General features: G+C 40.3%; 15 protein-coding genes and 1 tRNA gene. 7 read left to right on the forward strand and 9 right to left on the reverse strand.

What is annotated here, in order from left to right:
- Window positions 1-27 precede the first annotated feature (27 nt).
- Both pgm and seqA read right to left on the reverse strand, forming a co-directional pair.
- Window positions 28-1665: a phosphoglucomutase (alpha-D-glucose-1,6-bisphosphate-dependent) gene (gene pgm / locus D0907_RS08685; protein ID WP_075593545.1), complete on the reverse strand. Its 1638-nt coding sequence runs from the start codon at window positions 1663-1665 to the stop codon at window positions 28-30.
- 16 nt (window positions 1666-1681) lie between these two features.
- On the reverse strand, window positions 1682-2278 hold the full coding sequence (gene seqA / locus D0907_RS08690; RefSeq protein WP_036968250.1) for a replication initiation negative regulator SeqA: 597 nt from the start codon (window positions 2276-2278) through the stop codon (window positions 1682-1684).
- Between the two features lie 131 nt (window positions 2279-2409).
- Here seqA and D0907_RS08695 point away from each other — a divergent pair, with 131 nt between their 5' ends.
- The 5 genes from D0907_RS08695 (at window position 2410) to fur (ending at window position 4952) form a co-directional block, all read left to right on the forward strand.
- Window positions 2410-3177 carry an alpha/beta fold hydrolase gene (locus D0907_RS08695; protein ID WP_036968246.1) on the forward strand — a complete coding sequence of 256 codons (768 nt, stop codon included), beginning with the start codon at window positions 2410-2412 and terminating at the stop codon, window positions 3175-3177.
- Window positions 3178-3273: 96 nt separating this feature from the next.
- Window positions 3274-3495: a DUF2788 domain-containing protein gene (locus D0907_RS08700; RefSeq protein WP_036968243.1), complete on the forward strand. Its 222-nt coding sequence runs from the start codon at window positions 3274-3276 to the stop codon at window positions 3493-3495.
- Window positions 3496-3497: 2 nt separating this feature from the next.
- Window positions 3498-3776 (forward strand): LexA regulated protein, encoded by a 279-nt coding sequence (gene ybfE, locus D0907_RS08705; protein ID WP_004586673.1) that lies wholly within the window; start codon window positions 3498-3500, stop codon window positions 3774-3776.
- 14 nt (window positions 3777-3790) lie between these two features.
- Complete coding sequence (gene fldA / locus D0907_RS08710; protein WP_036968238.1) at window positions 3791-4318, forward strand: flavodoxin FldA; 528 nt, start codon at window positions 3791-3793, stop codon at window positions 4316-4318.
- 190 nt (window positions 4319-4508) lie between these two features.
- Complete coding sequence (gene fur / locus D0907_RS08715) at window positions 4509-4952, forward strand: ferric iron uptake transcriptional regulator (RefSeq protein WP_036968236.1); 444 nt, start codon at window positions 4509-4511, stop codon at window positions 4950-4952.
- A gap of 62 nt (window positions 4953-5014) precedes the next feature.
- Here the strand turns inward: fur and bamJ are convergent, their stop codons facing one another.
- The 7 genes from bamJ to D0907_RS08750 form a co-directional block, all read right to left on the reverse strand.
- A complete protein-coding gene (gene bamJ, locus D0907_RS08720) occupies window positions 5015-5632 on the reverse strand; it encodes a BamJ family beta-barrel-assembly machinery protein (RefSeq protein WP_036968233.1) in 618 nt (205 codons plus the stop codon).
- A 71-nt stretch (window positions 5633-5703) separates the two neighbouring features.
- The gene (locus tag D0907_RS08725) at window positions 5704-6105 is read right to left on the reverse strand and encodes a hypothetical protein (RefSeq protein WP_051501762.1); all 402 of its coding nucleotides are present in this window, start codon (window positions 6103-6105) and stop codon (window positions 5704-5706) included.
- Window positions 6106-6158: 53 nt separating this feature from the next.
- Window positions 6159-6249 (reverse strand) — tRNA-Ser (locus D0907_RS08730).
- A gap of 73 nt (window positions 6250-6322) precedes the next feature.
- Window positions 6323-6700, reverse strand: coding sequence for a hypothetical protein (locus D0907_RS08735; protein WP_036968230.1), 378 nt, complete (start codon window positions 6698-6700; stop codon window positions 6323-6325).
- Window positions 6701-6900: 200 nt separating this feature from the next.
- On the reverse strand, window positions 6901-7449 hold the full coding sequence (locus D0907_RS08740) for an NAD(P)H nitroreductase (protein WP_118844330.1): 549 nt from the start codon (window positions 7447-7449) through the stop codon (window positions 6901-6903).
- 61 nt (window positions 7450-7510) lie between these two features.
- Window positions 7511-8212 (reverse strand): HvfX family Cu-binding RiPP maturation protein, encoded by a 702-nt coding sequence (locus tag D0907_RS08745; RefSeq protein ID WP_118844331.1) that lies wholly within the window; start codon window positions 8210-8212, stop codon window positions 7511-7513.
- A 62-nt stretch (window positions 8213-8274) separates the two neighbouring features.
- Window positions 8275-10236 carry an oxidoreductase gene (locus tag D0907_RS08750; protein ID WP_065979965.1) on the reverse strand — a complete coding sequence of 654 codons (1962 nt, stop codon included), beginning with the start codon at window positions 10234-10236 and terminating at the stop codon, window positions 8275-8277.
- Window positions 10237-10434: 198 nt separating this feature from the next.
- On the opposite strand from D0907_RS08750, the gene sppA reads away from it, so the two are divergent.
- Window positions 10435-12300 (forward strand): signal peptide peptidase SppA, encoded by a 1866-nt coding sequence (gene sppA / locus D0907_RS08755; RefSeq protein WP_118844332.1) that lies wholly within the window; start codon window positions 10435-10437, stop codon window positions 12298-12300.
- A gap of 58 nt (window positions 12301-12358) precedes the next feature.
- Complete coding sequence (gene ansA / locus D0907_RS08760; RefSeq protein WP_118844333.1) at window positions 12359-13369, forward strand: asparaginase; 1011 nt, start codon at window positions 12359-12361, stop codon at window positions 13367-13369.
- The last annotated feature ends 47 nt before the right edge of the window (window positions 13370-13416 follow it).

Consider the following 13416-nt stretch of genomic DNA (forward strand, 5'->3'; position numbering starts at 1 on the left):
GCCGTTATAATAAAAAAGAAAGATAAATTAGCGGATAACAGAATCAACTAATTTTTTGGCTTCTTTTTCTAGTAATGCGAGGTGTTCTTCACCTTTGAATGATTCAAGGTAAATTTTATAAATATCTTCCGTACCTGAAGGTCGCGCAGCAAACCAACCATTTTCAGTTACGACTTTTAAACCACCTATCGCCGCGTTGTTACCCGGTGCATGGGTCAGCTTTTGAATGATTTCATCACCTGCAAGTGTATTGGCTTTCACATCGTCAGCTGATAACGCTTTTAGGCGCGATTTTTGTTCAGCATTCGCAGGCGCATCGATACGCTTATAAATCGGCGCACCAAACTCTTGTTCAAGCTCTTTGTAAAGCGCTGAAGGTGTTTTGCCTGTTACCGCTAAGATCTCAGCAGCTAGTAAGCCAAGAATGAAACCGTCTTTGTCTGTATTCCACACGGTACCATCAAAGCGCAAGAATGAGGCACCTGCACTTTCTTCGCCACCAAAGGCTAAAGCGCCACTACTTAACCCTTCAACAAACCATTTAAAGCCAACCGGCACTTCTTTTACTTTACGGTTGTTGCGCGCAACGACCTTATCAATCATGCCGCTTGAAACAAGCGTTTTGCCAATTGCCACATCTGCAGACCAATCGCGGTGATTTAATAAATAATCAATCGCAACAGCAAGGAAATGGTTTGGATTCATTAAACCATCCGGTGTCACAATACCGTGACGGTCGTAATCTGGGTCATTACCAATACTGATATCGTAATCGTCTTTCAGGGCAATTAAATTCGCCATGGCGTAAGGTGACGAGCAATCCATACGAATTTTACCGTCTTTATCAAGCGGCATAAATGCAAAACGTGGATCGATTGACTTATTTACGACCGTTAGGTCTAAATTGTATTTTTCGGCAATCACTGGCCAAAAGTTAATACCTGAACCCCCTAGTGGGTCGATACCAATTTTAATTTTAGCGTCACTGATGGCTTTCAAGTTAATGATATTCTCTAAATCATTAACGTACGGCGTGATCAAGTCTTGATATTTAATAAAGCCTGAGCGAGACGCTTTTGCAAAAGGAAATAACTCCACCTCAACAAGGTCTTCTAATAAGAGTTGATTTGCTCTGTCTTCAATCCATTTGGTAACGTCTGTGTCTGCTGGGCCACCATTTGGCGGGTTATACTTAAAACCACCATCTTCGGGTGGATTATGAGAAGGTGTAACAACAATCCCATCTGCTAACTCATTTTGGTTCACTTTATTATGTGACACTACCGCGTGGCTAATTACCGGCGTTGGTGTGTATTCATCATTCTCTTGCGTAATCACTTGTACTTCATTAGCAACAAGGACTTCGATTGCAGAGTTAAATGCCGCTTCACTTAATGCGTGTGTATCTTTACCTAAGAAAAGTGGTCCAAAAATATCGTTTTCTTTACGAAAATCACAAATAGCCTGGGTGATCGCTAAAATATGCGACTCATTAAACTTTACATCGTACGAGCAACCACGATGGCCAGACGTACCAAAGGCAACGCAATGCTCTGGATTTTGTTCTAGATCTGGTTCATTTAAATAGTAGGCTGAAACCAGCTTTGGTACATTGACTAAGCTTTCTTGAGGTGCAGTTTTACCTGCATCTGGATGAATCGCCATAATATTTCCTTATTGATTATAAGTAATCACGAATCTTTTCTGCTTCATCAGCCGTGTAACCAAGGCACAAGGCGACTTCATGAAGCATCATTTTTTTACGCGTAGTATTAGAGTTTGTCATCACCCAGTATTCTGTATCAGTGATGTTTTTCGGGTTCATACTGCTGCCACTTTCAAGTAACGCTTCTTTACTTGTGGCAAAATAAACGCGGTCACGTCCTTTGATTTCAAGCACGTTAACAAAATCGTCTTTATGTGTTCTGTACAAAGCAGCCAAAATAAATAAGAAACGGCCGACAACGCCTTTTTGCATCGCTAGCTCTTCTTTATTAAGCACATTGAATACATTACCTTTAGCGTATGTCGTTGCTGTGACAGCTGGTTGGCTTTTTGATTCAGGCGCTGCTGATTCTGTGTGTTGTTCCGTGTCTTCTTCTGATTCAACAACGCTGATTTCTTGTTCAGTGTTTGTCGTCGTTGAATGACTGGTCGTTAAAGTGCCATCAGAAAGGTTTAATAAACGACGCAAAATGGTTGATGCACTTTCACCAATACTTTGCGTATTACTCGCGATGTATTGATATAACTCGTCGTCTATGTCGATTTTTTTCATGTTATTCCTGTCTTTACGGGTCACATTTTAAAAGTTCGCAATGATTATACCTAAGCTCGCAGCAATTCTCTATGTTTTGCAATTTGTTATTTCACTAGGCAAAATAGCGCCACTTAAAATAGGAGCTAAAAATGCTATTAAATTACCAGCAAAGCGGCCAAGGTTCGCATGTTGTTTTGATCCACGGATTATTTGGTTCGCTAGAAAACTTAAATGTCATCGCGAAAGCACTGTCAGAAAATTACACAGTGACCAATATCGATTTACGTAATCATGGTAAATCATTCCACAGTGATAGCATGAACTACACGGTAATGGCTGCCGATGTTTTAGAGTTACTGAACCATTTAAATATCAATAAAGCACATATTGTTGGCCATTCAATGGGCGGTAAAGTGGCTATGCAATTAGCACTTAGCTACCCAGAACGCGTTGAAAAACTAGTGGTTATGGATATTTCGCCAGTGGCTAACAAACCTCGCCATAGCGCTATTTTCAAAGGTTTGAACGACGTTGCTAATTCTGCCGTTACAGATAGAAAAGCAGCCGACGAAATACTTGCCAAACAGATTCCCGAGCTTGGCGTACGCCAATTCTTATTAAAAAGTTTTGCCAAAAATGAACAAGGCCAGTATCAGTGGCGGTTTAACTTAGCTGTTTTAGACCAACAATATGAAAATATTTTAGCACAACTTGATGAAAATGATTCTTGTTTATGTGATACTTTATTCATTAAAGGGAATGATTCAGACTATATTTTAGCTGAACATCGCCCTGTTATTATGGCGTTATTTCCAAATTCAAAGGCAAAAATAATTCATGGTGCGGGTCATTGGCTTCATGCTCAAAAACCGCTTGCTGTAAATAAAGCAATCAGTGATTTTTTAGCCTCGAATTAACGTCGATAAAATTCACTGTTTTTGATCGTACGCACTAAATTAATACGATTTTGTGTGGTATAGTACGCGCCGTTTAATTTGAAGGTTTATACGTTGATGGTCAGTCAGTTAATTAACGAATTTGATACCTTAGGGTTGTATTTTGGCTTAGCCGGCATTTTCTTTTTTATTGGTATGGCAATTCAAGACGTACTAAAGAAAGGTGACGTGCCCCGATTTGGCCGATACATCGTTTGGTTAGTGCTATTTTTAGGCTGCTCTGGTTTTATAGCAAAAGGACTTATTCAAGTCTTCTGGCAAGGCGCAGGTGTAGGCTAGGCATGGCAAAGTCAGAAACAGATAGAACAACACCCGATTTATTTGAATACGAAAAGCGTCCTGGTAGACCAAAAACAAATCCCCTACCACGTGACATGCAGTTGAAAGTCAACAAACGTAATCAAATAAAACGAGACAAAGCACGTGGTTTAAAGCGTGTAGAATTTAAGGTTTCATCACAGTTATATCAAGCACTAAGCGATATGGCCGATGCGCAGAATATTAGCCGTAGCGCGTTGATTGAAACAATTTTACAAGAAAGATTGGCTATTGATAGATAGAAGGTTTTAAATCCATGTCAAGCGTAGGTATTTTTTTCGGAAGCGATACAGGCAATACTGAACACGTAGCAAAAATGATTCAGAAAGAATTAGGTAAAAAGCTCGTTGCTGTTCACGATATTGCAAAAAGTTCTAAAGAAGAGATTGCTGAATTCGATTTATTGTTATTCGGTATCCCCACTTGGTACTATGGCGAAGCGCAATGTGACTGGGATGATTTTTTCCCTGAGTTAGAAGAAGTAGACTTCGATGGTAAACTTGTTGCTATTTTTGGTTGCGGTGACCAAGAAGACTATGCTGAGTATTTCTTAGATGCGATGGGCATGATCAACGATATCGTTACTGAACGTGGTGCTATAGTTGTGGGTCACTGGCCTACTGAAGGTTACGACTTCGAAGCCTCAAAAGCGGTCATTGATGATAATCACTTTGTAGGCCTAGGCATTGATGAAGACCGTCAGCCAGAACTTACTGAAAAGCGTGTTAAAGAGTGGTGTGCTCAAGTTTATGAAGAAATGTGTTTAGCAGAACTTGCTGATTAATAACAAGTACTACTCGCATTTACTAGCTGATGTAAAGATGCACAACCAGTTCATTTTTGTCTAAAAAATCGGCAATTAAACGAATTGTTCTTTGCACTTAGTAACTAGGCACGTTATTCTAATATTTGCTAATGTGTCGTGTGCATCTTTATGATGCCTAGTATAAATAAATAAAATTGAGACAGATTTAATGACTGATCACAACTTGGAATTAAAAAAAGCAGGGTTAAAAGTAACACTGCCGCGTATTAAAATTTTAGAGATTCTACAATCTCCAGACAACCAACACATCAGCGCTGAAGATGTCTATAAAATTCTGTTAGACATTGGCGAAGAGATTGGTCTTGCAACTGTCTATCGTGTTTTAAACCAATTCGACGATGCAGGTATTGTATCTCGTCATCATTTTGAAGGTGGCAAGTCAGTTTTTGAATTATCGGGTAGTACTCACCACGACCACTTAGTGTGTTTAAAATGTGGTAAAGTTGTTGAGTTCGAAGATGATACGATTGAACGTCGCCAAGAAGAAATCGCAAAAGAGAACGGTATTAAACTAACAAACCACTCTCTTTACCTTTATGGTGAATGCGAAGACACTGCTAAGTGCAAAGAGTTCGCTGAATCAAATAGTTAAAATTTGATTTAGACATAAAAAAACCTGCATTAAGCAGGTTTTTTTATGTCTGTAGAAATTAATTAGATAATTTCTAGTAACTCAACATCAAAGATTAATGTTGAGAAAGGTGCGATTGCAGCACCTGCGCCACGCTCACCATAGGCAAGTTCGTGTGGTACGTATAAACGCCATTTTGAACCAGTACCCATCATTTGTACCGCTTCAGTCCAGCCTTTGATAACACCGCTTACTGGGAATTCAGCAGGTTGACCACGCTCATAAGAGCTGTCAAAAACAGTACCGTTAATTAATGTACCGTGGTAATGAGCACGAATTGTAGACTCAGCAGTTGGCTTTTCACCCTCACCCGCTGTTAATACTTCGTACTGTAAGCCTGATTCAGTTACCGTAATTTCTGGACGTTTTGCATTTTCTTCTAAGAACGCAACACCTTCAGCAGCAAGTACTTTAGCTTCTTCTTCACGACGAGCTTGGATTTCTGCATTGATTTTTTCGAAAGCAGCTTGAATTGCAGGGATCTCAACTTGGAAATCACTTCCTGCGTATGCGTCTTTCATACCTTCAAAAACTGAGTTTAGGTTTAAACCTTCAAAAGGGTTAGCTTTAAGTTGCTCACCCATTTGTAAACCAATACCGTAGCTTGCTTTTTCAGCGTCTGTTGTAAAAATATCTGACATGTTTAAATTCACGTTTATTAGTTAAAAGATGCATTTATACTAACATAAAAAAACAACGAATAATGCTTAGTTTACTGCGTTTGCTCAGTGTTTAAACTAATTCGCTGCTTTATTTTTTCAATGACAAAGGTTGACGTTGGTAAACTTAAGATCATTGCGACAATAAAATACACATCCATCAATCCTGCTTTACCGAGTATAACAAGTGGCACAATTAACAAGCCAACTGATGCGATATACAGTGCAGCTATAACAGGCCAATGCTTATCATATTTTCCAATTAAGTGACCAACCAGCACATTAAAACCGATGCCATAAGCAATCGATGTGAGTAAACCATGCTCTGGCTTTGCATCATGTGCCATAGCAACTAGAACATTCACGCCGCTATGATAAAAATAAGAAAAAACACTCCAAAGCAGAATATGTTTTATAAGGTGTTTAAAAGTAGACGAAGACTCGCTTGTTGACATGACTTATCTCCAGATAGCAAAAAACCGCCCTGTAGGCGGTTTTTTAAAAATAATGGTGGAGAGATAGGGATTTGAACCCTAGAGGGGCTACAAACCCCTGCCGGTTTTCAAGACCGGTGCATTCGACCACTCTGCCATCTCTCCGTACGGCGCGCATAATAGTGCTTACAGCTTTCATTGTAAAGACTTAACTGTAAAAAAGCCTAAAAAATTTAAATCAATAATATTGCTTTGGTCTGCGGGCAATCCATGAACAAATTAAACAGACGAATAAACTGATTAGTGCAAAGCCGAGTGTTTGAACAATAATGTCTATTTTATTCATATTGTGATTTGGCACAATCACCAGTAAAAAGGCCGGTAGACTGCTAAACGTTAAAACATAACAACAGACTTTAAACGCACGCCCAAAATCAAAACGTTTTGTACTGTGCATCCACCAGGTAAGTAGAAACAAAACACCGACCGCTGATAAACCTAAAAACTGAGGTGCTTTTGTCGAGAGTGCAACAAACAAAGTGATCACTGCACCAACAATGCCCCAAAGAGACCAAGCGAACCAATTTTCTTTTTCACGTAAAAATAAGTTTCCCATTTTTCTCGTCTTCTTTATCGTTATTTTTCTAAGACTATCCATACGTTAACAAAAAACAACCGATTAAAAAACATACTGAAGAAGAATAATTTAGTTTTTGCATCCAAGCGCTTCTTACAGCAAAGCCACAACTTGAAAAAAAGTAACATAAGCAAGCTTAATCAGGTATGACTCTTGTGATGCTAAAAAGTTCCCTTAACTTACAGTTTCTCAAAAAAAGTGTCTGGTTTATGACGAATGGGCTTTTTAATATCTACCTCAGGTGTGCCTATATACAAGTAGCCAACAATTTCATCCTCTGCTTTGCAACCAAGCGCGTGTTTAACAGCTGGACTTTGCGCAAAGTAGCCTGTGCGCCAAATGCCACCTAATCCCTGAGCGAATGCAGCTTGTTGCATTGCTAACACAGCGCACCCAGCACTTTGCACCTGCTCTATGCGCGGTACTTTTGGGTTTTCTTTTACATCGGCAATTGCGATTATCACCATAGGTGCTCTGAGGGGGAGCTCTTTTGCCCGCTCAATTACGCGGTCATCTTGCTGCTCTTCGATAGCGGCTTGGTGATAGATCTTACCTAATTTATGGCGTGCTTCGCCTTCCACCACGATAAAACGCCACGACGCAATGCAACCATGATCGGGAACTTTAATCGCAGCGCGCTGAATAATTGAAAGCTGTTTTTCTGTTGGACCCGGTGAAATTAAACGTGGATCTGACTGTCGTGTTTGTAAAAGCGTTAAAGCGTCCATTATTATTCCGTAAATTCTTAAATACGATGCCCGTTAATATAGGCAATAAAATGTAAGCTTATCATTTAACTTCATTATCAATAAAGCGATTACGGTACTTTCTGCTAAACCAGTAATCGAGACTGACATAGCGTCCCCCGCCTGTAAAGAATAGGCTTAACAGCATCGCAAAATAAATAACAGAAAACTCCATTCCGTTATTTAAAATCACAGGGCGCCCTGTTTCATATAAATAATCAGTAAAACCGTGGGTTTCTAATAAGTCGCGCATTTTTGTTAAGCGCTCAGCTGCCGCTGAGGAGTTGTCTAGGCTTGCTTGTGCACCTGGTATTTGTAGCCAGCTTAATACTCTTGCAGGACTGGTACTGGCATCTGTAGGCGTGACAGCAAACCAGCCATTATCACCGTGTACGCTAGTCGCAGCCACACACATCGTAATCATTAATGGAATAGCTGTAAGACGTGTAAACAGCCCCAAAAATAGCAGTATACCGCCAAGAAACTCTGCCCATGCGGCCAAAAATGCCAGTAGTGCAGGCATCGGTAAACCTAAGCCCCATTCTTTGTTACCAAACCATGTAACGATGTCATCAGATGCGAGAAAATATTGGTAAAAATGCGAAACATCTCCGCTCAACGCTAACTTGTTAAATCCAGCGATTATCATCACCGGCGCTAAGATTAAGCGAAAAAGTAAAGCGGGTATCCCCTCTAAACACTGCAGACGTTTGAAGATTGTTTGATAGGTATGTGTAATGTGCATAGCGGTCTCATGACTAAAATAGATTAATCAATAAGACCGCTAACAATGTGGTTATCTTTCAGTTAGATTTTGCGTGCGACTTGCAATGCTTCAAAAATAGCACGTTTTGCATCAATGGCCGCGGCCAGTTTTGCACCACCTATCACATGCACTTTTGCGTTTTCAGCCTCCGCTGCAAATGGTTCACTGTTAGACACCTGACCAATACAGGCAATCACTGTATCAACATCAAGTATCTGTTCCTCACCCTTTACGGTAATCTTTAACCCTTGGTTATCAAAACTGATGTACTGGCAGTCAGCAATTTGTTTAACACCATGCTGTTTTGCTACTTGGCGGTGGATCCAACCCGTCGTTTTACCCAGCTCACTGCCAAAGCGACCTGAGCTTCGTTTTAGCATATAAATTTGGCGATTATCTTTGTGAGGTTGTGGCTCACACTCTATTCCCCATTGAGTTTTAAACTCTTCAATGGTTTGATCTTTATGCTCACTTAAAAAGGCCACCATATCGAAACCGATACCTCCAGCGCCTAATATCGCAATTTTTTCACCCAGTTCAACGTCACCTCTAATCACTTCATCGTAGGCAAAAACACGCTTACCATCAGCACATTCAATTTTAGCTTCACGAGGTCTAACACCGGTCGCAAAAACAACATCATCGTATTGATTTAGCATGTTATCTGAAAACTCAGTGCCCAATTTTAATTCAACATTTAAACGCTTAAGTTCATTAGTGAAATAATTTAGCGTGTGATTAAAATCTTCTTTTCCGGGTATTTGCATGGCTAAATTAAACTGGCCGCCCATTTGCTCTTTACGCTCAATGAGCGTTACTTTGTGCCCTTTTTGCGCTAAATAGCAACTCGCAGCAAGGCCAGCTGGTCCTGCACCTACCACTAACACTAAACGTGATGACGCGGCTTTTTCTAGGCTATATTCAAGCTCAAATGCAGCTTGAGGGTTCACTAAACAGGTCGCACGTTTATTTTTAAATACGTGGTCTAAACAACCCTGATTACAACCAATACAAATATTTATCTGCTCAGTTTTATTATTTACGTATTTATTAAAAAACTCAGGATCAGCTAAAAGTGGTCTTGCCATCGAAATAAGGTCTGACTCTCCTGCCGCTAAAATACTATTAGCAATCTGTGGGGTGTTAATACGGTTTACCGCAACCACAGGAACTGAGACTGTGTCTTTTAAACGTTTTGACGCCTCTTTAAATGCGCCAGGAGGAACCATACTGGCAATCGTTGGGACGCGAGCCTCATGCCAACCTATACCAGTATTAAAGATATCAACGCCGGCTTCTTCTAGCGCCAAAGCTTGTTGCTTTACTTCATCAGGAGTAGAACCGTCAGGAACTAAATCCATCACTGATAAACGAAAAATAATAATAAATTTTTCACTGACTTTTGCGCGTACTGCTTTCACTATTTCAACAGCTAGGCGCATTCGGTTTTCTAAGCTACCACCATAAGCATCATTACGTTTATTAGTATGATTCGCCATAAACTCATTAATTAAGTAACCTTCTGAGCCCATGATCTCAACACCATCGTAGCCCGCCTTTTCGGCTAAGCGCGCTGAGCTTGCAAAATCTTTTATGGTTTTTTTAATGGCACCAAGCGACATCGCCTTTGGTTTGTATGGATTTATTGGCGCTTTAATCGCACTAGGAGCATGATTAAATGGATGGTAGGCATAACGCCCTGCATGCAAAAGCTGTAAACAAATTTTCCCACCATGTTGGTGTACTGCTTCAGTGTAAGCACGGTGTTTAACAACGTCATAATATGAGCTAAACGTTGATGCAAATGGAGTAAGTTTACCGCGTAAATTCGGACTATACCCGCCGGTAATAATTAAGCCTGTGCCTCCTTTAGCACGTGCTTCATAAAATGCGCGTAACCGTTTACGATTATGCCAGCCCTCTTCAAGACCGGTGTGCATTGAGCCCATAACCAAACGATTACGAAGTTCGGTATGCGGTAATTGTAATTTTTGTTCTAACATTGTCTGCCCCGTTAACTGGTCGAACCTCTATGATGTTTAGATTCTGCGGTAATAACCCAGAATAATCAACTTTTAGCGAGTAATTAACTGTCGCAATTTCTCGTTTTAAACACTCTGTTACTATTTAACAGTTAAATTTCAGATTATTCTAAGCTAAGATGGGATTACTACTAAGCTGTACTGAATTAAGGAATTATTTTGCTAGCAAAGATATTTAAAGGCATATGGACTGGGATAAACTTTTCCCGCCGTTTGGTTCTAAACCTATTATTTTTAATACTAGTAATACTCTTTATTGTCGCTATTACTAGCGAAGAAGACAAAGTTAAAGTCGCGGATGGAACCGTACTGCGCCTAAACTTAAATGGCCCTATCGTTGAAGAGAAAACCTATGTTGACCCTGTAGAAGCAGCCATTAATGATGCGACTATGGGCAAAGAAGCACCTTCAGAGATTTTGCTTGATGATATTATTGAAGTTATCAACCAAGCTGCAAAAGATGACCGTATCTCTGTTATGTTGCTTGATCTTCAAAAAATGCCAAGCGCGCATATCAATAAGCTTAAACAAATAACAAAAGCGATTGATGAGTTCAAAGATGCTGGTAAACAAGTTATTGCTACAGGCTATTACTACACTCAAGCACAGTACTATATTGCAGCACATGCCAATGAAGTGTCTATGCACCCTTATGGTGGTGTAAGCATTGAAGGTTACGGCATGTTCCCGCTTTACTTTAAAGACGCCCTTGAAAAGCTAAAAGTAACACAGCACATTTTCCGTGTAGGTACGTACAAGTCAGCAGTTGAACCATTTATTCGTAATGATATGTCAGATGCAGCAAAAGAAGCTAACCAAGTATGGTTAACTGCACTTTGGAACGAATATAAGTCAGATGTTGCCGCTTCTCGTCCATTTGATGAAAGTAACTTTGACGAAGATATGGATGTTTACCTTGCAAAAATGCAAGCAGTGGATGGAAATTCAGGTGACTATGCCTTAAACAATCAATGGGTTGATTCACTAAAAACATCTCAACAAATTCGCCAGCAACTTATTGACCTAGTCGGTACAGAAGAAACCGGTAAAACATTTAAGCAAGTGAGCTTCCGTGAATATTTATCGCTGGTTAAACCTCCTATCGAATTTGATAACCCTATTACTGAAAAAGTAGCGGTAGTCGTTGCGAAAGGCACGATTGTTGATGGTGAACGTAAAGCCGGTGAAATTGGCGGTGATTCTACCGCAGCCCTACTTCGTAAAGCGCGCTTAGATGATAAAGTAAAAGCTGTGGTTCTGCGTATTGACTCTGGCGGTGGTAGTATGTTTGCCTCTGAGGTTATTCGTGCTGAAGTTCTGGCACTTAAAGCCGCAGGAAAACCGGTTATTGCGTCAATGAGTTCTGTTGCGGCCTCGGGGGGGTACTGGATTGCCTCTGCTGCGAATGAGATTTGGGCAGCGCCAAGTACGATTACAGGTTCAATCGGTGTTTTTGGTACTTTTATGACATTTGAAAACACCATGGCTGAGTTAGGTATCTATTCAGATGGTGTTGCAACCACTGATTTAGCAGGCTTCTCTATTGCTCGCCCACTGGATGAAAAAATGGCCGACATCATTCAACTCAGTGTAGAAAATGCCTACAAACGCTTCTTAAACGTTGTAGCCGAAGCGCGAAATATGACTCCTGAGCAAGTTGATAAAATTGCCCAAGGGCGTGTGTGGATAGCAACTCAGGCGAAAGAGCTTGGCTTAGTTGATAAACTAGGTGACAAACAAGATGCGATTAAAGCGGCAGCAGAACTTGCAAAATTAAAGCATTATGATGTTAAAACCATCAAACAATCTTTAACACCCCAAGAGCAAATGCTACAGGATATTTTTGGTACCGCTGCTGTACAAGCATTCTTAGCTAAGTCGCAGTCTTCTGACTCTGTGCTTGCAACACAAGCTAACTTACAAAGCCTTGTTAAGCAGTTGAGTAGTGAAATTGATAATTTAAAAGATTACAATGACCCACAAGGTGTCTATGCACGCTGTTTAGTGTGTAATGTAATTCAATAAGTTACTAACTAACGCGATTTTAGGTATACTAAGCCCAGTTAATTTACTGGGCTTTTTTATGAAACGTAAACGTATATATATCGCCTATACAGGCGGCACAATCGGGATGAAAAAATCGAGCCGAGGCTATGTTCCTGCTGAAGGCTTTTTAACCGAAACAGTGGTCAACAATGCTGAGTTTAATCGTGATGAAATGCCTTTATTTGATATTCACGAATACTGCCCTTTGATTGATTCATCCGATATGTCACCGGCACATTGGCAACTTATTGCTGACGATATTAAAAGTAAATACCAAGACTATGATGGCTTTGTCGTATTACATGGCACTGACACAATGGCCTACACGGCATCGGCTTTATCGTTTATGTTTGAAAATTTGACCAAACCCGTGATTGTCACAGGCTCACAAATTCCTTTGTCACAGCTTCGCTCTGATGGTCAAGTTAATTTACTAAACGCTATGTACTTAGCAGCGAATTACCCTATTGCTGAGGTCAGCCTGTTTTTCAATAACCAACTGTTCCGTGGTAATAGAGCAACAAAAGCACACGCAGATGGTTTTGACGCGTTTGCTTCACCTAACCTTGAACCGTTAGCGTTATCAGGTATCAATATACAATTAATCAAGGGGCAATTGAGCCCGTATGTCGATAACGAACTGCAAGTATCTAACATTACTCCACAACCAATTGGCGTGTTGTATTTATATCCGGGGATCAGTCCTGAGGTTGTAAAAAGCTTGGTTAACGATAACATTAATGCACTTGTATTATTAAGCTTTGGCGTTGGCAATGCACCACAAGACCCTGCCTTTCTAGACATCCTCAATGAGGCTAGTAAGCGTGGCATGGTGATTGTGAATCTTACCCAGTGTTTAAAAGGACATGTCAACATGGGCGGGTATGCCACCGGTAATGCCTTACTCAACTGTGGTGTTATCAGTGGCTATGACATGACTTTAGAAGCCTGTTTAACAAAGTTACATTACTTATTTAGCCAAAAGCTTGAGGTTGAAACAGTGCGCCATCTTATGCAAGACAACCTACGTGGCGAGTTGAGTCGATAAAATTAAAGTTTTAGATATTAAAAAGGCACCGTACGGTGCCTTTTTTC

Source organism: Pseudoalteromonas lipolytica (genome assembly GCF_003515105.1).
GTDB classification, from domain to species: domain Bacteria; phylum Pseudomonadota; class Gammaproteobacteria; order Enterobacterales; family Alteromonadaceae; genus Pseudoalteromonas; species Pseudoalteromonas lipolytica.